The sequence below is a fragment of the Kitasatospora sp. NPDC089797 genome (assembly GCF_040684795.1).
In the GTDB taxonomy this organism is placed as follows: Bacteria; Actinomycetota; Actinomycetes; order Streptomycetales; family Streptomycetaceae; genus Kitasatospora.
Map to the genome: position 1 here is coordinate 128,258 of NZ_JBFBGS010000012.1, position 22,419 is coordinate 150,676.

Genomic DNA, 22,419 nt, shown 5'->3' on the forward strand with positions numbered 1-22,419 from the left:
ACCGCCGGGACCACCGAATCCGACAAGGAGCAGCACCCCCATGAGCACCACCCGGCCGTCCGCCGGTCCCGCCCTGCCCGTCGCAGCCCCCCTCCCGGCCACCCCCGCCCCGGCCCCGCCCGCCGGTCGGCGCGGCTCCTGGCCGCTGGTGGCCCTGGCCATGCTGTGCTGCGGCTGGGGCGGCAACCAGTTCACCCCGCTGCTGCTGATGTACCGCCACCTCGGGGGCTACTCGGAGGTCACCGTCGACGCCTTCCTGGGGGCGTACGTCCTCGGGCTGGTCCCCGGGCTGCTGGTCGGCGGCGCGGCCTCGGACCGCTACGGCCGCCGCCCGCTGATGACCGGCGCGGTGGTGGCCTCGCTCGCCGCTAGCGCGGTGCTGTGCGGCGGCGCGGCCGGTGAACTTCCCATCTACGCCGGGCGGTTCCTCAGCGGGATAGCCGTCGGCATCGCGATGGCGGTGGGCACCAGCTGGGTCAAGGAGCTCTCCCAGGCCCCGCACGATCCGGCCGCCGACCCCGGGGCGGGCGCCCGCCGGGCCTCCCTCGCGCTGACCCTCGGCTTCGGCCTCGGCGCCGGCGTGGCCGGCGTGCTCGCCCAGTGGGGCCCCTGGCCGATGGTCAGCCCCTACCTGGCCCACCTGCTGGTCACCGTGCCGGTGCTGTTCCTGCTGCCGAAGGCGGTGGAGACCCGGCACCGCACCGACGCCGTGCGGAGCCTCTGGGCGGACCTCAGGGTCCCGGCGGCCGGGCACCGCCGCTTCCGGCGGGTGGTGCTGCCGATGGCGCCCTGGGTGTTCGGCTCGGCGGGCGTCGCGTACGCCGTCGCCCCGCAGCTGGTCGGCGACCGGCTCGGCCACTGGTCGCTGGCGTACGCGACCCTGCTGACCGTCCTCACCCTGGGAACCGGTGCGCTGGTCCAGCCCCTCGCCAAGCGCCTGGACTCGTTCTCCTCCGCCCGCGGCATCATCGCCGCGATGGTCCTGATGGCCTGCGGCCTGGCCGTCTGCGCCGGTGACGCCGCGCTCCGCTCGCCCGTGCTCGGTCTCGGCGGCGCCGTGCTGCTCGGCGCGGCCTACGGGATCGGCGTGGTCTCCGGCCTGCTGGAGATCCAGCGCCTCGTCACCCCCGACGACCTGGCCGGTCTGACCGGCGTCTACTACGCCCTCTGCTACTCCGGCTTCCTGCTGCCCGCCCTGCTGGCCGCGCTCTCCCCGCTGGCCTCCTACACCGTGATGCTCTCCGTCCTCACCGCCCTCGCCCTCGCCAGCCTCGCCGTGATCGCTGTCTCCTCCCGCCGTCCGGCCCGGGCGACGGACCCGGTCGCGGCTCGGAGCCCGATCGGCTAGAAACGGTCGAAACCGGTCATTCGCCCGGGCGGCCGGACGGTGTGGGGCAGAATCGCGGGACGGGAAGGAGACGCGTTGTGAGCACGGCACCCCGACGCCCCGACGACTACAGCACCGTCAGTGACCCGGAGCGGGCGGTGAAGTACGCGATCCGGCACGTCGCGGGCGACCGCACCGAGATCATCGAGGGAGCCATCACCCCCAGGTCGCCGTCCTGGGCGCACGAATCGGTGAGCGGTCCGCACCCGTTCGGCGAGCCGGTCCGGCTGCCGGCGCCCTTCGATCTCGCCCTCGACACCGGCGGCCTGTAGCCGCCACCCCGCCGCGCCCCGCCGTCGACGGTGCGCCGGGGCGATGCCGGTGCGCGGTGCGCGGTGCGCTTCCCGATCTCCGGCCCCTAACAGACGCGGTCGGTGGAATTCAACGATGCCGCTGATTTCAGGTAAGTCTGCGGAATACGTTCAGTAAACCCTCAGCTAACTCGAATACCATCCCCTGCAGCGCGACGAACCCCGTCCGCCGCAGCTGAGCGGTGGGGGAGGAACCCGGGCGCAACCGGATGTCCAGGCAAAAACACCGCCCGAGCACCATGGCGCGGCAAGGCCACCAGCCCCCCCTTGGAGTTTTCCGTGTCCGACCGCCCGGTCCGCCTCGCCGCCGCGATGCGCCCGCTCGCCGCCCTGGCGCGTCGCCGCCGGCCCGCCGCGGGCGAGGGCGCCGAAGGGGCGCCGGCGCCGGTTCAGGACGAGGCGGCAGCCGCGGTCGGGGAGCTGCCTCCGGCGGCCGAGCGGCTGGCGCAGGCGCGCTCCGCCCGGGAGGCGGAGCTGGCCGCCTCGCTCACCGGTCTGGAGCGCTGCGGCGGTCTGCTGGCCGAGCCGCGCCGCACGCTCCTGCCCGGGCAGTGCCGGGACGGCAACCTCGCCGAGGTGGCCAGGGTGCTGCGCGCGGTCGGGATCGACCACGGCCTGGTGCCCGACCGGCTGCCGCGGCACCGGCTGGCGATAGCGCCCGGCGACCGGGCCGCGGTGCTGGCGGCGCTGTCCGCCGGGTTCGCCGGACAGGCCGTGTACGCCGATCTGTTGGAGCACGGGAGGACGCTCGCCACCGTACTGGCCGAGCAGCTCCCCGCCGCCGTGGACCTCTGGGAGGAGGCGGCGGAGGCGGACGCGGAGGCGACCGCGCCCGCCGAGGAGCCGGGCACGGACCAGGCCGGTCCGGTCTGGCCCGTCGACCGGGTCAAGGGCGTGCGGATCTACCGGCCCGCGGCGATCGGCACCCTGCTGTACGGCCCGGACACCGGCTGCGACGTCGAGTTCTGGGACGCCGCCGACTCCTCGGAGGGCGCGGTCGCCTCGATCGACGAGACCCCGCTCGGCTGGTGGGTGCCCTCACTGGAGGCCACCGGCACCACCACCGTCGCCGGGCGGCCCTACCCGGTGGTCGACGTCTTCGCCGCCGACCTGCCGGACCGGGTCACCTTCCCGATCGACGCCGTGATCACCTGGGTCGACGACACCGACCCTGCCTGGCAGCGGCGCCGCGCCGCCGCCCGGGAGCGGCTCACGGGCACGACGGCGACCGACGGGACCACCGGCGACGGCCTGGAGGGCGACGCCGACCTGCGCTTCCGCAACCGCGACGAACTGCGGTACTGCCTGCGCTCGTTGGCCGCCCACGCGCCCTGGATCCGGCACGTCTTCCTGGTCACCGACGACCAGGTGCCGCACTGGCTGGCCACCGAGCACCCGGGGCTGACCGTCGTCCCGCACACCGAGCTCTTCGCGGGCGCCGGCGCCGGCCCGGTGTTCAACTCGCACGCCATCGAGAGCCGGCTGCACCTGGTCCCCGGGCTCGCCGAGCACTTCCTGTACGTGAACGACGACGTCTTCCTCGGCCGCCCGCTCACCCCCGAGGACTTCTTCCTCGGCAACGGCCTGCCCTGCTACTTCCCGGACAGCCGGATCATCCCGCCCGGCCGGCCGGGCCCCGAGGACGACGTCTACGTGGCCGCGATGAAGAACACCCGCGCCGCGCTGGCCGCCGCCGTCGGCAAGACCTACCCCCGCACCCTCAAGCACACCCCGCTCCCGCTGCGCCGCAGCCTGCTGGCGGAGAGCGCGGAACGCTTCGCGGCCGAGCTGGACGGCACGGTCCGGTCGGCCTTCCGGGCCGCCACCGACCTCGCGCCGATCACCCTGGCGGTGCACTACGCCCACGCCACCGCCCGCTGCGTGGAGGGGCACCTCTACGAGGGGTACTTCGCCACCGACAGCGCCGAGGACTTCGACCGGCTCGCGGAGCTGCACGAGGAGCGCTGGGCCGACTGCTTCTGCCTCGCCGACGGCGAACTCCTCCCCGCGCCGGCGCAGGAGGCGGCCGTCACCGACTTCCTGCGCTCCTACTTCCCGGTCCCGTCCCCGTTCGAGGCGAAGGCCTGAGCCGGGTCGGCCCGACTGCCGACCCGTCCTTCGCGCGGGCTCAGACCTTGGCGCCGGTCTTCGAACGGGCCGCCGCCGGAAGGCCGTTGGCGAGGTCCTCGGCCAGCAGGCGCCAGGCGATGGCGTCGGCCGCGGTGCGCAGCTCGGGGCTGCGGGGGCGGCCGGCGTCGGAGTCCAGGCGGTCGTTGAGCCAGTCCGACCAGGCCCGGCCGAGGGCCCGGACCTCGTGGGTGCCGGCCTCGGTGGGGGCGAGGGCGTCGCCGTCGCGGGTGAGGTAGCCCTCGGCGGTCATCCGGTCGAAGACCGGTTCCAGCACCTCGGGGGGCAGCTTCTTGCGGACGGCGATCAGGTCGAGCGAGGCGTGGCCGACGGCCTTGGTGTGCCGGGCGACCTCCATCAGGGCCCAGGCGCCGGCCAGGTCGACCCGGGTGTCCGCGGTGGTGACGATGCCCCGGACGGTGTCCAGGTCCACGCCGCGCACGAGCTTGCAGACCGCGTACTCCAGGTGCGGGTCGGAGTCGCTGGTGGTGGGCTGGGCGAAGCCCTCACCCATGTCGGTGGAGCCGGCCCGGGTGGTGTCGCGCAGCGGCACCTGCTTGAGGAACAGCGCGACCAGGAAGCCGACCACGGCCACCGGGATCGTCCACAGGTACACGGTGTGCAGGGCGTCCGAGTAGGACTGGATGATCGGCGCCGCCTGGTCGGCGGGCAGCCGGTGCAGGCCCTGCGGGCTCCCGGCGGCGTGCCCGAGCACGGCCGGGTCGGCGCCGGTGAGCCGGGCCGACGCGGCGACGCCCTTGGCCAGTTCGGTCTTCAGGCCGTTGGCGTAGATGGTGCCGAAGACGGCGGTGCCGAAGGAGCTGCCGATGGTGCGGAAGAAGGTCACCCCGGAGGTCGCGGTGCCGAGGTCGGCGTAGTCGACGGTGTTCTGCACGGCGATGGTCAGCACCTGCATGCTCAGCCCGATGCCGACGCCGAGCACGAACATGTAGAGCGAGGCCAGTGCGGTGCCGGTGCCGGGTTCGAGCCGGGAGAGCAGGTAGAGGCCGAGGGCCATCACCAGGGTGCCGGCGATCGGGAACAGCCGGTACTTGCCGGTCTTGCTGACCACGTTGCCGCTGGCGATCGAGGCGATCAGCAGGCCGATCACCATCGGCAGCATCCGCACGCCGGAGACGGTCGCCGAATCGCCGTCCACGTACTGGAGGAAGGTCGGCAGGAAGGTGAGCGCGCCGAGCATCGCGAAGCCGACGATGAAGCTGAGCACCGAGCAGACCGCGAACACCGGGTTGCGGAACAGCCGCATCGGCAGCATCGGTTCGGCCGCCCGGGTCTCCACCCAGCAGAACAGGCCGAGCGCCACCGCTCCGCCGACGAACAGGGCGATGATCACCCCGGAGCCCCAGGCGTACTCGTTGCCGCCCCAACTCGTCGCCAGGATCAGGGCGCTGGCGCCGACCGAGACCAGGGCGATGCCCAGGTAGTCGATCACCGGCCGCACCGCCGAGCGCACCGATGGGATGGTCCGGGCGGCCGCGATCACCACCACGACGGCGATCGGGACGTTCACGTAGAACGCCCAGCGCCAGGACAGGTGGTCGGTGAACAGCCCGCCCAGCAGCGGCCCGATGACGGTGGCCAGGCCGAACACGGCGCCGATCGCACCCTGGTACTTGCCGCGCTCGCGCAGCGGGATGACGTCCGCGATCAGCGCCATCGCGGTGACCATCAGCCCGCCCGCGCCGATGCCCTGCACCGCCCGCCAGGCGATCAGCAGGGTCATGTTGGTGGACAGGCCGCACAGGAAGGAGCCGCCGACGAAGACGATCGCCGAGACCTGGAAGATCAGCTTGCGCCCGTACAGGTCGCCGAACTTGCCGGCCAGCACGGTGGCCACCGTCTCGGCCAGCAGGTAGGCCGTCACCACCCAGGACATGTGGGCGGCGCCGCCCAGGTCCGAGACGATGGTGGGCAACGCGGTGCCGACGATGGTCTGGTCGAGGGCCGCGAGCAGCATGCCGAGCACGATGGTGGCGAAGACGACGTTCCGCTGCCGTACGTCGAGCACCGGCGGGGCGGAGGGCTGGGTCTCGGTGGCGACAGTCATGCGGCCAGCCTCGGGGGCGGGCGGGCCGGTCGCGATCCGGTTCGTCCGTTCGGGTGAGCCGGGGCGGTGCCGGTGCCGGGCCGGGAGCAGTGGCGGGCGGGGCCGGAGGTGGGGCGGGGCCCGGGTGGCGGCCCGCTGCGGGCCGGGCGAGGATGAGCCGCAGCAGAGCCAGGACCAGTCCCCGGACACCGGGAAGAGGCTCCCATGACCTCCCCAGCCTCCCACGACCGCGACGCGGCCCCGCCGCACTCCCCGCCGTACTCTCCGTCGCGGCCGACGCCCCACGACCCGCCGCCGCCCGACACCCCGCCGCCTGACTCCCCGCCGCCGTCCGACTCCCCTCCGCCGCCCCGCGAACGGGAGCAGCCGACCGGTGCCACCGCCGCGGTCGGCGGGCGGGCCGAGGCGCGCCGCTGGCGGGCGCTGGCGGTCTGTCTGGTCGCCGGGTTCATGACCCTGCTGGACGTCAGCATCGTGAACGTCGCCCTGCCGACCGTCCGGGCCGGGCTGCACATGTCCGACAGCGGCCTCCAATGGGTGCTCAGCGGCTACGCGCTGGCCTTCGGCCTGGTGCTGGTGCCCTCCGGGCGGCTCGGCGACGCCCGCAGCCGGCGGGCCGTGTTCCTCGCCGGGCTCGCCCTGTTCACCGCGGCCAGCGCGCTGGCCGGGGCGGCCCAGAACCAGGAGTGGCTGGTGCTGGCCCGGCTGTTCCAGGGCGCCGCGGGCGGGGTGCTGGTGCCGCAGGTGTCCGGGTTCATCCAGGTCCTCTTCCAGGGCGCCGAACGCGGCCGGGCGTTCGGGGCGCTCGGCGCGACCATCGGGCTGTCCACCGCCGTCGGGCCGCTGCTGGGCGGCCTGTTGATCCAGCTGTTCGGCCCGCAGGACGGCTGGCGCTGGGTGTTCCTGGTCAACCTGCCGATCGGGGTGGCCGCCCTGCCGGTCGCCTACCGGCTGCTCCCGCCGCCCCGCCCGGCCGCCGAGCGGGCCGGGCACCGGGACTTCGACCCGGTCGGGGTGGTGCTGCTCGGCGCGGGGACGGTCGCCCTGCTGCTGCCCTTCGTCCAGGAGCAGCAGTGGCACGGCCCGGCCCGCTGGCTGCTGCTGCCGCTGGCGGCGGTGCTGCTGGCCGCCTTCGTCGCCTGGGAACGGCACTACGCGCGGCGGCACGAGCCGCTGGTCAGCATGGCGCTGTTCACGGTGCGGCCGTACGCGGCCGGGGTGCTGCTCTCGCTGGTGTACTTCGCCGGGTTCACCGCGATCTTCTTCATCTTCACGCTCTACCTCCAGGCGGGCCAGCACTACTCGGCGTTGACGGCCGGTCTGGCGATCACCCCGTTCGCGGTCGGCTCCGGCGTGGCGGCCGCGGTGGGCGGGCGGCTGGTCGGCCGGCTCGGGCGGCGGCTGGTGGTGCTCGGCCTGCTGCTGGTGCTGCTGGGCCTGCTGGCCTCGGCGCTGGCGGTGCAGCTGTGGTCGGGGCCCGGAGTGGGCTGGACCACGCTCGGCCCGCTGCTGGTCGCCGGGGTGGGCAGCGGGCTGGTGATCGCCCCGAACCAGACGCTCACCCTCCAGCACGTCCCGATCGCCCGCGCGGGCAGCGCCGGTGGCGTCCTGCAGACCGCCCAGCGGGTCGGCTCGGCGGTCGGCATCGCGGTGGTCGGCTCGGTCTTCTTCGCCCGCGCGACCGGCCCCCGCCCCGACTGGTCGCTCGCCTTCCAACTGGGCGTCACGGTGGCGGCCGGGCTGGTGCTGGTGGCCCTGTTGGTGGCGCTGGCGGACGAGTGGGCCGGCCGGCGGCAGCGGGCCGCCCGGGTCCCGTGACGGCAGGGCGGGTTCAGTGACGGCACGGCGGGTCCCTTGACGGCAGGGCGGGTTCAGTGGTCGCGGCGCTGGATCACCACCGTCGCCAGGACCACCGAGGCGAGCGCCCAGACCGCGTAGGTGGTCCAGGAGCCGGCGACCGTCGCCGGGTACGCGCTGGGCCGCAGGCCCGTCATGGTGGCGCGGGCCAGGCGCTGCCAGGCCGGGAAGGGCAGGGCGTGCAGGAGGTCGGCCGTCCAGCGGTAGCGCTCGGTGACGAGGGAGGGCAGGAAGAACAGCACCACCACGGTGCCCACCACCGCGCCCGCGCTGTGCCGCAGCAGCGTGCTGAGGCAGAGCCCGACCAGTCCGCACACCGGGGCGAACAGCACGGCCGCCGCGACGTACCGCAGCGCCGTGGGATCGGTGATCGACTGCCCGATGCCCCGGTCGGCCAGCACCGCCTGGGTGAGGCCGAAGGACCCGCCCGCGCCGACCGCCCCGGGGCCCGGCCGGCTGGACGCGATCACCGACCGGGAGCGGGAGATCCTCACCCTGGTCGGCCGGGGCCTGTCCAACTCCGAGATCGCCGCCGAACTCGTCCTGAGCATCGCCACGGTGAAGACCTACATGACCCGGCTGCTCGCCAAGCTGGACGCCCGCGACCGGGTGCACCTGGTCATCCTGGCCTACGAGACGGGCCTGGTCGCCGTCCCCGGCTGAGCGCCCGCACGGCGGGCGTCGCGGGCCCGGCTCAGTCCTTGACGGCCACGCCCGCGTACATCGCGATGTCCTGGTCGCGGACCACCGGGGCGCCGGCCTCCGGCCGCCAGCGGTGGACCAGGGCGACGCCCGGATCCAGCAGCCGATAGCCGTCGAAGAAGGCCTCCGCCTCGGCCCGGTCGCGGACCTGCAACGGGATGCCGCGGGCGTTGTACTCCCGGCCGACCCCGCCCACCCCGACCGGGTCGGTGTCGCCGGTGAACACGGTGAGGGTGAGGAAGCTGCCGGGCGCCAGCGCGGCCATCAGACGGTGCACGATGCCCTGCGGGTCGTCCTCGTCCAGCACGAAGTGCACGATGGCGATCAGCGACAGCGCCACCGGCCGCGCGAGGTCGAGCACCTCGCGCAGCCGGGGGTCGCCGAGGATGGACTCCGGGTCGCGCAGGTCGGCGTCCACGAAGCAGGTGCGGCCCACGGCCGTGCCGGACAGCAGCGCCCGGGCGTGGGTCAGCACGATCGGGTCGTTGTCCACGTACGCGATCCGGGCCTCGGGGGCGATCTCCTGGGCGACCTCGTGCAGGTTGGGCGAGGTGGGGATGCCGGTGCCGATGTCCAGGAACTGCCGCACCCCGTGCTCACGGGCGAGGTGGCGCACCGAACGCTGCATGAACTCGCGGGTGGTGCGCATGGAGACCGGCAGCGACGGCCAGGCCCGCACCGAGGCGTGCGCGGCGGTGCGGTCCGCCTCGAAGTTGGTCTTGCCGCCGATGAGGTAGTCGTAGACCCGCGCGGAGTGCGGGACGTCCGTCCGCAGGTCGACCGACAGGTGGTCCTGGTTCGTCACGCTCGCGCTCCCCGCTGCTGCCCGGCATCCGTCACCGGCCGCCCGCGGCGGCCGGTCCCGGTGCGCATGGTAACGGCCCGCCGGCGCGACGAGCTGACGAACGCTCAGATTCGCTGTGCCCGGGGGCCGTCCTCAAAGGCGACTCGCGTGATGGGGGGCCAGGTGGGGCATGGTGCGTCGTCATGCGTCGTCGGATGCCGAGTGGGCTGTGCTGTCGGAGGTTCTTTCGGCTTCGGGAGCAGCCGGTCGTCCGCGTGCTCGGACGGCCGGCCGGTGCTGAACGGGATGGTGCGCAAGCTGCGGACCGGCACGTCCTGGCGGGGCGTGCCGGAGCGCTACGGCTCCGGCGGATCCTGTCCACCCGCTTCCGCATCCTTGATCGCGTCTGCAGCGCCGACAGCCACGACCACGTACCGGCCGGACTTCCAGTACCTGAGCGAGTCGCCGGTCGTCTTCCGCAACTGCGCCGAGTCGTCGACGCCTTCCACCCTGACTGCCATGGCCCGCTCGCTGCACCCGAGTTCCGCGAATGCGAAGGGGTCCGCCTGCATGGACGCCACGGTGTACTCGCCCATGAGCACCGCCCCCGGGAACTGCCGGACCTGAGTACTGGACCGACCGGCCGGTGCCGTCGGACGGCCGGCGCCTATGGACGTGACCCCCGGGGCTCCCGGTCCAGCGGGGGCGGCCGCCATGAAGGCTGCCTGGCACCTGCCGTCCCTCAGGGACAGAACCACCTCGGTGTCAGCGATGCGAACGGCACCGAGGACTCTGGCCGAGCCCCCGCCTGCTGCTCCGTCGACGGCCTGCTGGACCGCAGGGTCCACCGGGGCGGCCGCCAGTTCCCCCAGTGGCCAAGGAGGAACTGTCCGTGCTTCGTCGGGTGTCCCGCCACCGGTGCATCCCACGGCCCCGATGGCGAGAACTCCGACCAGTCCCACGATCCTTCCGGGCTGCGCCATGTTCCGGCTCCTCTAGTCCGTCCAATGGTTGTAGCAGAAGCCCGCCGGATGGGATATCTGCCCGCTGCCGATGTAGGCACCGCCGCCCACGCGCCTGTCGTACACGTCGAAGGTGTACTGGTCGAACAGTGGATGCGCTTCCAGGTGGCCGAACTTGCCGTCCGGTACCGGGTAGCTGCCGCCCTCGGCATTGGTGACCGTCTCGGTCACATTGAATCCGACACCGGCGGACACGGTACCGGCGGTAATACCGGCGGTCGCCGACCACTGGGTCGCCACGGAGCGGGTCTGGGTCAACGTGAGCGTCATGGGGCCCCGGCCGGTGACCGTGTCGACCGGATCGGCACCACAGAGAGCCTTCTCGTGCTTCACCACGTTCCTGACCTCCTGGTACACGTCCATCCTCGTGCCGGCCGGCCCCTCGGAGGACGTGGCGCCGGTCGTCGGGCCGGGTGCGGGAAGCACGGAGACGGCGGCCCGGCGGTCGATCGTCCAGTTCTCCGGCGTGGCACCCGCCGGCAGCTGAACAGCGTCGGGTCCAGGAGCCGAAGAGGAACCCGTCGCTGACGCAGCCGGGGCCTGAGGCGATATCACCCCGACGATGGCCATGGCCGCGGCAGGAACTGCGGCAACCTTCGTGAGAGCCGAAGAGAAACGCACCTGAAATCCCCTGTCGTGAATGACGTGCGGAGCGCCGCACCAAAGGCGCGGCGTCATTTCGCGACAATCCTCACGCCTGGATCTCCGGGCACATCGGGCTCTTACCGGCGCGCGGAATCGAAACGGCCCGGAGGTCCCTTCGTGCGGGTCGAAGGTCCCGGCCATCCGTCTGCCCGGGCAACGGGAGCCATCCCCGGTGCCCGAGCGCGCCGCGTCCAGCCACCGGGCCCGTCGTCGACGCCCCGTCAGCCGGTGGCCAGGGCCGATGAAAGCCGAGCACACGATCTGGCACAGGTGTTCCTCGGACCCCTACCAGGCCGCCGGTACCACCCGGCTCACCCCTCTCCGGTGTCACCGGTGGAGGATGGCCCCCGGTGGGAACGGGCGGCTGGCGGGAGTGCACGTGGACGTCGAGGAGATGCTGGACCGGCTCGGGGCGGTGATCGGGCCCCCGCTCGAGGGGGTCGTTCGGGTCCCGTGGGAGCTCGGGGCCGAGGAGACCGGTTTGCAACTGCCGTCGGACTACCGGGCGTTCGCCGACCGGTATGGGTCGGTCAGCATCAGCAACGAGCTGCACATCTACACGCCATCGGCAGTGCCCGGCCCCGATGTCAGGCAGCCACTCGGCTTCGAGGGGTTCCTGTACAACACGACGGAGCCCTACGGATATTGCGCCTGGCTGGCCGAGTGCTATCGGGACGGGGACTACGACGAGTGCCCCCATCCGCTGTTTCCGGCCGAGGGCGGGCTTTTGAAGTGGGGCAACAACTCCAACTCCGACCACTTCTTCTGGCTGATGCGGGGCCCGGACCCGGACCGGTGGCCGGTCGCGGCCAAGTTCCACTCGATGCGGGACTGGGACCTGTTCGAGGGAGGCTTCCTGGAGTTCCTCCTGGCGACGGTGACGGAGCAGTATCCGTACCACGATGACGTCGTCCCCGGCGGGTTGGAACAGGACGGTGACGGCCGCTCCTATCGCCAGCGGGGTGACTGGTCCGAGCAGCTCCGGTAGTGAACCCGCACACGGCCAACGGCGAGTCCGGCAGGACGTCCGGCCCCTGGCCCCGGGGTGTGCCGGTCCGCCGCCTGTGCATGATCCCGTTCGGCACCGGCCGGTCGTCCGAATGCGGACGACCGGCCGGTCCCGAAGCCGGCAGGGCCCGCGAGAGCACAGCCCACCCGGCATCCGAGGGCTCAGGCGCTCCGCAGCCCGGGTGCGGTGGCCTGTCGGGGAATCGCGCCGGTGCGGTGTCGTCCGGGGGCCGACTCCACCGCTGCGCCGATCCAGGCCGCGCCGAAGGCCCAGGTGGCCACCCATTCGCAGAGGTACATCGGCCGGACCGCCCAGTCCGAGCCGAAACCGGACAGCCCGGTGCCGGCCGCCGCCAGCAGCGCGACCAGGATCAGCACGCCCGCCGCCAGGTAGGCGGTGGAGACCCGGGCCGGCTGCGCGGAGCGCGGGTTGCGGAAGGAGAACAGGCAGAACAGCGCCAGCATCACGAACAGCAGTGAGGCGAAGACCAGGTGGAGCACCCCGACCGTGCGCTGGAGACCGGTCGGATCGGACGGTGCCGTCGGGCACAGCGCGACCCCGAGGGCGAACACCCCGGCCGCCGTGCTCCAGCGGTCGTCGCGCCGGTCGAAGCGGTAGCAGACCAGGAACACCCCGAGCGCGCACAGGGCGCCCACCAGCAGGTTCCGGGTGCCGCCGTAGTAGGCGGCGCTCATCGACGCGGGCCAGAAGCCGTCGGTGGCGCGCCCGGTCAGTTCGTCGGCCAGCCAGTTGCCCAGCGGCAGGGCGGGCGGCAGCAGCACGCCGATCGCCCCGACGCCGAGGCGCAGGAAGGTGACGGTCCGCTCGTCCTGGAGCGTCCGCTGGGGGGAGTCGGGGGAGTCGGGGGTGATGGGGGTGATGGGGGTGAGAGGCGTTGCGGGGGGTTCGGGGGAGTCGACGGCACTTCCGGCACTCCGGTCATCGGACACGGATGCCTCCTCGCTGGTGAGAGCGCTGATCCGGCGTCAACTGGTGTACCCGCCGGCGGAGATCCATCCACCGTCGAGTCGCGTACCGCTACAGCGCCGCCTCGGCGCCGGGTTCCAGCACGAACTCGGCGTCGTCGGCGTCGTAGTCGTACAGCTCGCCGTAGCGGCCCCAGTCGATGGCGGTCTCCAGCTGGCGCCGGGCGTCCTCGGAGTCGTAGCCGGCGCGCAGCAGGTCGAGGAAGAGGTCCTCGCGCAGCTTGTGGTCCTCGGTGGCGGCCAGTGCCTGGACGATGGCGCGGACCAGCGGCGCCCGGCGGGCGGCGTTGCGGGCGAACAGCTGCTTGCTGGTGAGGATGTCGGCGTCGGCGAACTCGCGGCCGGCCGGGGTGATGGCGAAGCGGCCTCCGGTGGTGCGGGCGAGGTCGAGCAGGACGGCTGCGTCGACCAGCGGGAGGAGGTCGTCGACCTCGAAGTTCAGCTCGTCGGCGATCTCGGCCAGGCCCTCCTCCCCGCCCATGGCGAGCAGGATCTCCAGCAGGCCGGCCAGGCCGCCGACGGTGGCGGGCGGCAGCGGGGTGGTGATCGGGGTGGCGGCCTGCCGGGCGGCGGGGTGCTCGGCGGCGGGGTGCTCCTCGCGGCCGGTGAGGATGCCGTAGACGGTGTCGACCAGGGCCTCGAACTGCGGGGTGCGGCGGTCGCGCGGGCGGGGCAGGTCGACGGTCAGCTCGGAGCGGATCCGGCCGGGGTTGGAGGACAGCACCAGGATGCGGTCGGCCAGCAGCACCGCCTCCTCGATGTTGTGGGTGACGATCAGGATCGACTTGACCGGGGCCTCGTGCCCCTCCCACAGGCCGACCAGCTCGTTGCGCAGGTTCTCGGCGGTCAGCACGTCGAGGGCGGAGAACGGCTCGTCCATGAACAGCGCGTCCGGTTCGACCACCAGGGCCCGGGCGAACCCGACGCGTTGGCGCATGCCGCCGGACAGCTCCTTGGGGTAGGCGCCCTCGAAGCCGTCCAGGCCGATCAGGTCGATCGCCCGCAGCGCCCGTTCGCGCCGCTCCTCCTCGCCCACCCCGCGGGCCTGGAGGCTCAGTTCGACGTTCTGCTGGACGGTCAGCCAGGGCAGCAGCGCGAAGGACTGGAACACCATCGCCACCCCCGGGTTGGCGGCCTTCAGCGGGGTGCCGCGGTAGGTGACCGTCCCGGAGGAGGGCGAGATCAGCCCGGCCAGGCAGCGCAGCAGGGTGGACTTGCCGGAGCCGGACTTGCCGAGCAGGGCGACGATCTCGCCCTCGGCCAGGTCCAGGCTGATGTCGTCCAGTACCGGCAGCGCCCGCCCGTCCGGGGTGGTGAAGGTCTTGGTGACGTCGGCGGCCTCGACGATCGTGGTGCGGGTGGCGGCGGCGGTCATGGTGGCTGGCTCCTGGTCGGGTACGGCCGGTACGGCGGGGGCGAGCGGGTACGGCGGGGGCGAGCGGGTGCGGCGGGCGAGCGGGTGCGGCGGGTCAGAGGGCGTAGCGGGTCTCGGCGAGCCGGTAGAGCCGGCGCCACAGCAGCCGGTTGAGCGCGACCACGTAGACGCTCATCACGCTCACCCCGACCAGGATCCGCGGGAAGTCGCCGGTGCCGGTGGCGTCGGCGATGTAGGCGCCGAGCCCGGTGGCGGTGAGGTGGTGCGAGCCGTAGTCGACCACCTCGGCGACGATCGAGGCGTTCCAGGCGCCGCCGGCCGCGGTGATGCCGCCGGTGACGTAGTACGGGAAGACCGCCGGGAGGATGAACGCCCGCCAGCGCAGCCTGCCCCGGACCTGGAAGCCGGTCATCGCCTCGCGCAGGTCGCTGGGGATCGCGGAGGCCCCGGCGATCACGTTGAACAGGATGTACCACTGGGCGCCGAGCGCCATCAGCAGCACCGAGCCGAGGTTCAGCGAGATCCCGAGGGCGAGGAAGACCGCGGTGGCGAAGGGGAACAGGAAGTTCGCCGGGAAGCTGGCCAGCACCTGCACCACCGGCTGGGCGAACCGGGTGACCCTGGGGTTCATCCCGATCCACACCCCGACCGGCACCCACACCACGGTGGAGACCGCGAGCAGCACCAGCACCCGGACGAAGGTGGCCGCGCCGACCGCGAAGGCGTGGCCGAACTCGCCGAGGCCGACGGTGCGGTGCAGGTAGTCGAAGGCCTGCCAGGCGCCGTAGAGCACGACCGCGGCCACCGCGCCGGCGAAGAAGACGTCCCCGGTGCGCTCCCGGGAGGCCGGGCGGGACAGCGGGTGCTCGGCCAGGCCGAAGACCCGGGTGGCCCGGTCCAGCGCCGGCCCGAGCGGCCGGAGCGGACGGCCGGCCAGTTCCGGCAGGCTGGAGCGGCGCAGCAGGTCCAGGACGACGCTGCGCGGCCGCTCGGCGGCCTCCGACTCCTCCACCCGGAACCGCTCCGACCAGGCCGTCATCGGCCGCCAGAACAGCACGTTGACGCCGATCACCATGACGACCATCACGCCGATCGCGATGCCGACCTGGTCCAGGTCGCCGTTGCCGATCGCGGTGGCCGCGTAGGAGCCGATCCCGGGCAGCGCGTAGTGGTGGTTGAGCACGCTGATCGACTCGGAGGCGGCGAGGAAGAACCAGGCCCCGCCGAAGCTCATCATCCCGTTCCAGACCAGCGGGATCATGCCGCTGGGCACGTCCAGCCGCCAGAACCGCTGCCACTTGGTCAGCCGCATCACCCGGGCCGCCTCGTCGAGTTCGCGCGGCTGGCTGACCAGCGAGTAGTAGAACGCGAAGGTCATGTTCCAGGCCATCGAGGTGAAGATGGCGAAGATCGACGCGCACTCCAGGCCGAGGGTGGAGCCGGGGAAGAGGTTGATGAAGGCGGTGACGGTGATCGACAGGAAGCCCAGGATCGGCACCGACTGGAGGATGTCCAGGATCGGCAGCAGCACCTTCTCCGCCCGGCGCAGCCGGGCCGCGGCGGTCGCGTAGACGAAGGTGAACAGCACCGAGGCGATCAGCGCGACGAACATCCGCAGCAGCGAGCGGACGGCGTAGAACGGCAGGTCGGACGGGTCGGTGGAGACGGTGGAGGGGGCCTGGTCGGGCAGGAACGGCGCGTCCAGGGAGGGGGCCAGCCGCAGCAGTCCGTACAGTCCGGCGACCAGCGCGGCGGCGACCAGGAGGTCCACCCAGCGCAGCTCGGGCCGGCGCCACACACCGCGCGAGGGGAAACCGCCGCCGGCCACCCGCACCACCGTCCGTCCGCTGCTCTCCGCCGCCGCTTGCCGCTGCTCGGCGCCCGGGTCCGGGCACCGGCCCGGCCGCGCACCAGCCTCGCCGCAGACGCACGGGCCCGCCACCGGAGGGCTGCTCACGGGTGGCGGGCCCGGTGGGGTCCTCTGGGGCCTGGTGGGTCCCGGAGGGGGCTCAGCGCGAGGCGGCGGCGTCGGCGGTGCGGGCGATCAGCGTGTTGAGCAGGGCGGCGCCGCGCTCGGCGTCGTCGACGCTGACCGCGAAGTCCGTGCCGCGCCTGGTGCGGACCACCAGGCAGTCGCCCCGGCGCAGGAACACGGTGGTGCCCCGGCCGTTGATCCGGTAGCCCCAGCCGCCGGCCTGGCGGGCGGTCAGCCGCTCGACCCGGGCCGAGACCAGCTCCTCGGGGGCGAACCGGCGGACCGGTCGGCCGAACGGGCCGAAGCCGACGTGCAGGCCCGTGTCGGTCACCCGGACCCGCACCGAGGAGCAGAGCAGCAGGAGGACGGCGGCGAGGCCGGAGAGGACGACCGGCACCCAGCCGACGGACTCGGTGCGCCCGCCGGTGGCGAGCAGGACGCCCGCCGCGGAGAGCAGCCCCGGTACGGCCGCGGCCACCTGCATCCAGTGGTTGGCGGCCCGGGAGAGCCAGACCACCCGCTCGCCCGGCGCCGGCGGCGCCATCCGCGCCCCGGGGCGCGGCGGCAGGGTGGCGGCCGGGCGGGTCGCCAGCCAGACCAGCACACCGGCCACCCCGGCCGCCACGACGATCAGGATCACCTCGAAACCCATCGGGGCGGCGTCCTGCCAGCGGGCCCGGTCCAGGTTGGCGCGCACGATGGAGGCCTGAGCGCCGGTCAGCAGCACCCCGGTGCCGGCCAGCACCGGGCCGGTGAAGCCGCGGGCCGGGCCCGGGCGGAACCGCAGGCCGGCGGCGAGACCGGCCGCGAGCAGCAGCCAGACGCCGGCCGGGAACAGTGCGGCCGCCGTCAGCGACATCGAACCGTCCGGCCGGCTTCCGCTCCAGTGGGTCGCCAGCGGCTCCGGCAGCCGGTCGCGCGCGCTCAGCGGCAGGGCGACCAGCAGCGCCGTCACGCCGAGCGTCCAGACCGCCGCTCCCCACCGCGCTCCGCGGCCCACCGGCCGCTCGGGCGGCTCGGGCCGCTCCTGGACGGGCTCTCCGGTCGGCTCTTCGTCCTTCACGACATCCCCCTGATCAGATCCACGAGATCGTTCCTGCTGTAGCCGGCCCGGGCCGCGTCGGCGATCAACTGCCGCACCCGGTCGACGAGTTCGGCGCGGTCTCCGGCGTCGGTGGCGACCGTGACGCCACGGCCGCGGCGGAACTCCAGGACGCCCTCGTCGCGCAGGGCGCGCAGCCCGCGCAGGACGGTGTTGGTGTTGACGCCGAGGGCCCGGGAGAGCTCCCGGGCGGGCGGCAGCCGGTCGCCCGGGGCGCACTCGCCCTCCGCGACGGCCCGTCGGATCGCGCCGGCGACCTGCTCGTGCAGGGGGCGGGCGTCGCCAAGGTCCAGCTTAAGCAACATGGTGCTAGTGACGATAGCACCATTCATGCATGGTGCCGATGGCGTCGGTGCCGGTGCCGCGGCGGCACCGGCATTCGGCCCACCCCGCCGCCCTCCGGTGCGAACCCTCGTCCGCTCCCGGCGCGGTACGGGAGCGGGACAGTTATGCATAGGGCATGAACAACACCCTTCGCGCCGCCCTCGGCATCCCCCTGACGGCTGTCGCCGTCCTCGTCCTGACGACCGGTCCGGCCGCCGCGGCCACCGGAGACCTGGCCGTCAACGGCACGACCTACACCGATCCCTCCGGCTGCTACGCCCTGGACGAGGGCGACAGCATCGTCGACAACCTCACCGACCGGGCGGTGGAGGTCCACTCCGGCGCGGACTGCACCGGTGAGGTGCTCGACGTCATCCGGGGTGGCGATGACAGCCTGGTCACCGGGGCGCAGAGCCTCCTGGTGCCCTGACCCGGCCCGGGCGCACCCCGGCCCCCGGCCGGAGCCGCCGGGGGCCGGGTCGCGCCCGACTCGGACGCGACCCGGAACCGGCTCAGGAGCGGTCGTCCTCGATCAGGCCGAACTCCTGCAACAGCTCGCCGACTTCGGTCGCCTCCACCCGGCGCAGCAGCCGCTTGCGCAGGAACTCCGGCCCGGGCAGGTCGAGTTCGGCGCCGTCCCGGAGCCGGGTGGTCGCCGCCAGCAGCTTGCGCACGTCGTAGGTGGAGTTGAACACCTCGGGCACGCCGCGCTCGACGCCCAGCAGCCGGTAGACCGCCTCCATGCCGGTGCGCACCGAGTACTCGGTGGTGAAGATGCAGTCCCGGGTGGTCTCGGCGAACTGGCCGATGAAGGCGAAGTTGACGGCGCCCTCGGGTACCACGTCCGGTCGGTCGCCCGCGCGCCGGGGCAGGAAGAAGGACGTCACGTACGGCATCATCACCGGCACGCAGCGGGCGGCGGAGGCGGCCAGCTCGGGGATCTCCTCGACCGGCACGCCCAGGTGGTACAGCCACTCCCGGGTGATCTCCTCGCCGGTGCACTCCTGCATCGGCTTCCGCACGAAGTCGCCGGGGCGGTCGACGAACAGCGAGTAGAGCCAGACCACGATCTGGTCCGCGGGCTGCTGCTTGAAGTGCGGCTGGCGGTTGACCGTCCAGCTCAGCAGCCAGGAGGAGTCCCGCGCGGTGACGATGCCGCCGGTGACCACGCCGCCGCTGAACGGGTCGCGCCGGGCGACCTTCCGGATGTGGTGCGGGATGCGCGGATCCAGGGTGGTGACGGTGGCGGACTCCCACTTGCTCCGGGCGATGTCGCCGCAGAACACCTCGGGACGCCCGAAGGCCGGGTCCTTGGCGGCGATCCGGCGCCACAGGTCCCAGGCCGGGGCCGGGCCCTCGTCCAGCCGGGCCGGGGTGTGCTGGTCGCCGTTGTCGGAGTTCTCGGTCAGCGAGCCGATGGTGGTGAACACCAGGTCGTCCTCCCCGAGGTCCACCCCGCCCGCCGCGCCGGCCTCGCGCCAGTGCAGCCGGGTGGCCTGCTTCCTGGCGGGGGAGTCCGGGGTGGCGGGGGAGAGGGCGAAGTCGATGTCGGTGACCTCGACGTCGAAGCGGAACCGCACCCCCTGGTCCATCAGCCAGCGGGTCAGCGGCAGCACCAGGGACTCGTACTGGTTGTACTTGGTGAACTTCAGCGCCGACAGGTCCGGCAGGCCGCCGATGTGGTGGATGAAGCGGTGCAGGTAGAGCTTCATCTCCAGGGCGCCGTGCCACTCCTCGAAGGCGAACATGGTGCGCCAGTACAGCCAGAAGTTGCTGTCCAGGAAGTTCCGGGAGAAGACCTCGTCGATCCGCTTGCCCTCCAGTTCCTCGCGGGTGGCGAGGAAGACCCGGACGATGTCCTTCTGGGCCTTGTCGTCGAGTGCGAACAGGCCGTCCGTCCCGGCGTCCTGGCCGCAGCGCTCGGTGACCCGCTGGAGCGAGAAGTTGGGGTCGTCCTTGTTGAGCCAGTAGAACTCGTCCAGCACGGAGGCGTTCTCGACCTCCAGCGAGGGCACCGAGCGGAAGAGGTCCCACAGGCACTCCATGTGGTCCTCCAACTCGCGGCCGCCCCGGACCACGAAGCCCTTCGCCGGCTCCTTGATGCCGTCCAGCGCGCCGCCCGCCAGCTTCAGCCGCTCCAGCACGGTGATCCGCTCGCCGGGCACGTGCGCGTCCCGCACCAGGAAAGCGGCCCCCGCGAGCGAGGCCAGGCCCGCGCCGACGAACCACGCCCGCTTGCGCTCGGCGCCCTCGGGCTTCCTCGGCCGGGCGAACGCCTCGTAGTTGCCGCTGCTGTAGTACACGCTCGCACTCCCTCGAAAGCCCGCCATCGAAAAGTCCGACATCGAACGGTCCGCCGGGCACGACCGTCCCGGCGGGCGTTCCCATCCACCCATCCGGACGTGGGCTCCGCCCGTCGGCTGGGCCGAACGGGTGAGGGGTCACGGGTGGGGGGCGACCGGTGGGGCGGGACGGGCGGGGCCGACATACGGGGCCGACGTGCGGACCGCGTACGGAATGCGTACGGAACGCCGCCCGGGGCGTCAGGAAGGCGTCAATGCGGGCCGGGCGGCCGGTCCGGCGGCGGTTGGGTGGAAGCCGACGGACGACCGAACCACACGAGGACGGATCATGCACGGCAACGGGCGGCACCAGGACGGCACGGCACCCAGGGTGGTGGTCGGGGTCAGCGGGTCGCTGGGGAGTCTGGCGGCGCTGCACCGCGGCGTGGCCGAGGCCCGTGAGCGCGGCGCCGAGCTGTGGCCGGTGCTCGCCTGGGAGCCCCCGGGCGGTGAGCACGGCTACCGGCGCTCGCCCTGCCCGCCGCTGCTCACCGCCGTCCGGGAGGCCGCCGAACGGCGCCTGGACGAGGCGCTGGAAGCGGCCTTCGGCGCGGACGGACCGGGCGTGACCATGCAGCCGGTGGTGATCCGCGGCGAGACCGGGCCCGCCCTGGTGCACGTCGCCGACCGGCCGGGCGACCTCCTGGTGCTCGGCCGCAGCGGCGGTCTGCTGCGCCGTCGGCTGCGGCGCTCGGTGTCGGCCCACTGCGCCCGCCGGGCCGGCTGCCCGGTGCTCACCGTCCCGGTGCCGGCCCTGTTGCAGGACCTGCACGAGCTGGAGGCGCTGCACCGCCGCGCCCGCTGGCACCTGCCGGTGCTGCCCGCCGCCGAGCTGCTCGCGATGAAGGGCTGAACGTCTTTCCGTGCCACCGCGGTTCGGCTCGTCGGACCCGAACCGCCCCCTGGACGGTCCGCCCCCGCGCGGGGCGGACCGCGCCGCACCCCCGGGCCCCGGCCGGTACTCCGGGGCCCGCGGCGACCGGTGGAGGACAGGTGACGGGGTGCGCGGTCGGGTGCGCCGGTTCGGACAGCGGGCCCGCTCGTGGGGAGCGGGCCCGTCGGACCCGCACCGCGCACCTCCGTGCCGCCGGTCCGCAGGCCGTGCGGTGCGGCTGCGCGGCTGCCGTCGCTCAGTGGCCGCGGGCCGGCTCGAAGCAACCGGTCTCCGGGTAGGGGCCGTTGGTGCTCACCTGGTAGTCGGAGGCCTGGGTGAACGCGGTCACGCAGGCGTCGTCGTGGACGCGGAGGCCGATCCGGGTGCCCTCGGGCGTGACGTAGTGGTCGGTCTCGAAGCGCGGGGCCATCGGCCACACGAGCAGGGTGCCCACCGGGTGCCCGCTGTCCGGCCCGGTCGGCGCCGCCGGGTACCCGAGCCCGAGCAGCGCCGTCCGCACGCTCTGCGGGTCCCAGGTGCCGGCCTTCCAGAGGCGCTGGAGGACCGGCTCGATCCGGTCGGCCTCCCGCCGGGCGTCCTGCGCGCTGGCGGCGGACATCTCGCGCGGGATGCGGTAGCCGTTGTTCTCCCGGTAGTGCGGTGCGCCGTCGCCGGCCCCGGGCTCCACGTACGGGGAGGCGCCCGGGGTGTCGGTGCCGCCCGGCGTGGCCGGACCGGCCGCACCCGACTGCACGGCCCGGTGTGCTCCGCACCCGGCCAGCGGAAGGGCGAGGGCCGGGAGCAGGACGACGGCGGCGAGGCGCCGGTGCCGTCGGTCGGTGGAGGTCATGGCAAGGACTCTCCCACAGGGGTGGGACACCTCTGCGAGGGGGCGGCCCCGGCCTTTCCTGACGCGTTCTTGACGTGCAGAGGATGCTAAAGACCAGGCAAAGCAGGCGTATCGTTCGGGCAAAGCCGCACCTTGGGAGGCCCGATGGCGACGACGAAGCAGGAGACCGGGCAGGAGACCGAGCGGGAACAGCAGCGGAGCGCCGCCGAGCCGCTGCTGCGCCCCACCCGGGAGGCGCTGCTGGCCCGCGCCGGGCGCCGGGCGCCGCGCTGGAAGCGGCTGCTGCGGCCGGGGGCGACGGGGTGCCCGGCCTGGATCCGGCGGGAGGCGGACGCCCAGGCGGAGCGGCTCGGCCGTCGGACGCCCGGCACCGAACACGTCCTGCTGGCCCTGCTGGCCGTCCGCGAAGTGGCCCGGAGCGAGCCGGAGTTGGCTCCGGACGGGGTCGGCGGCGAACTGCTCGACGGCCTCGGCCTCAGCCATGCCCGGGCGTTCGCCGCGCTGGACTCCGGCGGGGTGACGCTGCCCGCGGACCCGCGTTCCGTCGAGGCCTACCTGGCGGACGGCGGAACGGCCGGCGGGACGGGCAGCGGGGTGGAGGGCGGGGCGGATCGGCTGCTGCGCGCCCTCCTGGCGGAGGACACCCGGGCCCGCCACCTGGTGGAGGCGCTGCGCTGAC

20 protein-coding genes and 1 pseudogene are annotated in these 22,419 nt (G+C 73.7%); 9 read left to right on the forward strand and 12 right to left on the reverse strand.

Going from position 1 to position 22,419, the window contains the following annotated elements:
* Positions 1 to 40 precede the first annotated feature (40 nt).
* The 3 genes from AB0O91_RS12100 to AB0O91_RS12110 all read left to right on the forward strand — a co-directional run bounded on the left by AB0O91_RS12100 (position 41) and on the right by AB0O91_RS12110 (position 3,786).
* Complete coding sequence (locus AB0O91_RS12100; protein ID WP_363430686.1) at positions 41 to 1,348, forward strand: MFS transporter; 1,308 nt, start codon at positions 41 to 43, stop codon at positions 1,346 to 1,348.
* A 77-nt stretch (positions 1,349 to 1,425) separates the two neighbouring features.
* A complete protein-coding gene (locus tag AB0O91_RS12105; protein WP_363430689.1) occupies positions 1,426 to 1,659 on the forward strand; it encodes a hypothetical protein in 234 nt (77 codons plus the stop codon).
* 318 nt (positions 1,660 to 1,977) lie between these two features.
* Positions 1,978 to 3,786, forward strand: a complete 1,809-nt coding sequence (locus AB0O91_RS12110; RefSeq protein ID WP_363430691.1) for a stealth family protein — start codon at positions 1,978 to 1,980, stop codon at positions 3,784 to 3,786.
* A 40-nt stretch (positions 3,787 to 3,826) separates the two neighbouring features.
* On the opposite strand, the gene AB0O91_RS12115 is transcribed toward AB0O91_RS12110, so the two are convergent.
* Entirely contained in the window at positions 3,827 to 5,893 is a 2,067-nt protein-coding gene (locus AB0O91_RS12115) for an MDR family MFS transporter (RefSeq protein WP_363430694.1), read from the reverse strand.
* Between the two features lie 204 nt (positions 5,894 to 6,097).
* On the opposite strand from AB0O91_RS12115, the gene AB0O91_RS12120 reads away from it, so the two are divergent.
* Positions 6,098 to 7,711, forward strand: a complete 1,614-nt coding sequence (locus tag AB0O91_RS12120) for an MFS transporter (protein WP_363430697.1) — start codon at positions 6,098 to 6,100, stop codon at positions 7,709 to 7,711.
* A 53-nt stretch (positions 7,712 to 7,764) separates the two neighbouring features.
* Here the strand turns inward: AB0O91_RS12120 and AB0O91_RS12125 are convergent, their stop codons facing one another.
* On the reverse strand, positions 7,765 to 8,151 hold the full coding sequence (locus AB0O91_RS12125; protein WP_363430700.1) for a hypothetical protein: 387 nt from the start codon (positions 8,149 to 8,151) through the stop codon (positions 7,765 to 7,767).
* 61 nt (positions 8,152 to 8,212) lie between these two features.
* Between AB0O91_RS12125 and AB0O91_RS12130 the strand changes: the two are divergent.
* A pseudogene (locus AB0O91_RS12130) lies at positions 8,213 to 8,413 on the forward strand (helix-turn-helix transcriptional regulator); the annotation flags it as partial.
* 31 nt (positions 8,414 to 8,444) lie between these two features.
* Here the strand turns inward: AB0O91_RS12130 and AB0O91_RS12135 are convergent.
* The 3 genes from AB0O91_RS12135 to AB0O91_RS12145 all read right to left on the reverse strand — a co-directional run bounded on the left by AB0O91_RS12135 (position 8,445) and on the right by AB0O91_RS12145 (position 10,936).
* The gene (locus AB0O91_RS12135) at positions 8,445 to 9,257 is read right to left on the reverse strand and encodes an SAM-dependent methyltransferase (RefSeq protein WP_363430703.1); all 813 of its coding nucleotides are present in this window, start codon (positions 9,255 to 9,257) and stop codon (positions 8,445 to 8,447) included.
* A 335-nt stretch (positions 9,258 to 9,592) separates the two neighbouring features.
* Positions 9,593 to 9,832 (reverse strand): hypothetical protein, encoded by a 240-nt coding sequence (locus AB0O91_RS12140; RefSeq protein WP_363430706.1) that lies wholly within the window; start codon positions 9,830 to 9,832, stop codon positions 9,593 to 9,595.
* Between the two features lie 399 nt (positions 9,833 to 10,231).
* Complete coding sequence (locus tag AB0O91_RS12145; RefSeq protein ID WP_363430708.1) at positions 10,232 to 10,936, reverse strand: hypothetical protein; 705 nt, start codon at positions 10,934 to 10,936, stop codon at positions 10,232 to 10,234.
* 346 nt (positions 10,937 to 11,282) lie between these two features.
* Here AB0O91_RS12145 and AB0O91_RS12150 point away from each other — a divergent pair, with 346 nt between their 5' ends.
* A complete protein-coding gene (locus AB0O91_RS12150) occupies positions 11,283 to 11,891 on the forward strand; it encodes a hypothetical protein (protein WP_363430711.1) in 609 nt (202 codons plus the stop codon).
* 182 nt (positions 11,892 to 12,073) lie between these two features.
* Here the strand turns inward: AB0O91_RS12150 and AB0O91_RS12155 are convergent, their stop codons facing one another.
* The 5 genes from AB0O91_RS12155 to AB0O91_RS12175 all read right to left on the reverse strand — a co-directional run bounded on the left by AB0O91_RS12155 (position 12,074) and on the right by AB0O91_RS12175 (position 17,655).
* Entirely contained in the window at positions 12,074 to 12,862 is a 789-nt protein-coding gene (locus AB0O91_RS12155) for a hypothetical protein (protein WP_363430714.1), read from the reverse strand.
* Positions 12,863 to 12,950: 88 nt separating this feature from the next.
* A complete protein-coding gene (locus AB0O91_RS12160) occupies positions 12,951 to 14,273 on the reverse strand; it encodes a nitrate/sulfonate/bicarbonate ABC transporter ATP-binding protein (protein ID WP_363430717.1) in 1,323 nt (440 codons plus the stop codon).
* A 94-nt stretch (positions 14,274 to 14,367) separates the two neighbouring features.
* Positions 14,368 to 16,101 (reverse strand): ABC transporter permease subunit, encoded by a 1,734-nt coding sequence (locus tag AB0O91_RS12165; RefSeq protein WP_363430720.1) that lies wholly within the window; start codon positions 16,099 to 16,101, stop codon positions 14,368 to 14,370.
* Positions 16,102 to 16,282: 181 nt separating this feature from the next.
* A complete protein-coding gene (locus AB0O91_RS12170; RefSeq protein ID WP_363430723.1) occupies positions 16,283 to 17,311 on the reverse strand; it encodes a DUF1648 domain-containing protein in 1,029 nt (342 codons plus the stop codon).
* A complete protein-coding gene (locus tag AB0O91_RS12175; protein ID WP_363430726.1) occupies positions 17,308 to 17,655 on the reverse strand; it encodes a GntR family transcriptional regulator in 348 nt (115 codons plus the stop codon). The genes AB0O91_RS12170 and AB0O91_RS12175 overlap by 4 nt, the downstream gene beginning before the upstream one ends.
* A gap of 155 nt (positions 17,656 to 17,810) precedes the next feature.
* Between AB0O91_RS12175 and AB0O91_RS12180 the strand changes: the two genes are divergently transcribed.
* Entirely contained in the window at positions 17,811 to 18,104 is a 294-nt protein-coding gene (locus AB0O91_RS12180) for a hypothetical protein (RefSeq protein ID WP_363430729.1), read from the forward strand.
* Positions 18,105 to 18,186: 82 nt separating this feature from the next.
* Here the strand turns inward: AB0O91_RS12180 and AB0O91_RS12185 are convergent, their stop codons facing one another.
* Entirely contained in the window at positions 18,187 to 19,977 is a 1,791-nt protein-coding gene (locus AB0O91_RS12185; protein ID WP_363430732.1) for an oleate hydratase, read from the reverse strand.
* A gap of 328 nt (positions 19,978 to 20,305) precedes the next feature.
* Here AB0O91_RS12185 and AB0O91_RS12190 point away from each other — a divergent pair, with 328 nt between their 5' ends.
* Entirely contained in the window at positions 20,306 to 20,869 is a 564-nt protein-coding gene (locus tag AB0O91_RS12190; RefSeq protein ID WP_363430735.1) for a universal stress protein, read from the forward strand.
* 277 nt (positions 20,870 to 21,146) lie between these two features.
* Here the strand turns inward: AB0O91_RS12190 and AB0O91_RS12195 are convergent, their stop codons facing one another.
* A complete protein-coding gene (locus AB0O91_RS12195; protein ID WP_363430737.1) occupies positions 21,147 to 21,740 on the reverse strand; it encodes a hypothetical protein in 594 nt (197 codons plus the stop codon).
* Positions 21,741 to 21,884: 144 nt separating this feature from the next.
* Between AB0O91_RS12195 and AB0O91_RS12200 the strand changes: the two genes are divergently transcribed.
* Positions 21,885 to 22,418 (forward strand): hypothetical protein, encoded by a 534-nt coding sequence (locus AB0O91_RS12200; RefSeq protein ID WP_363430740.1) that lies wholly within the window; start codon positions 21,885 to 21,887, stop codon positions 22,416 to 22,418.
* The last annotated feature ends 1 nt before the right edge of the window (position 22,419 follow it).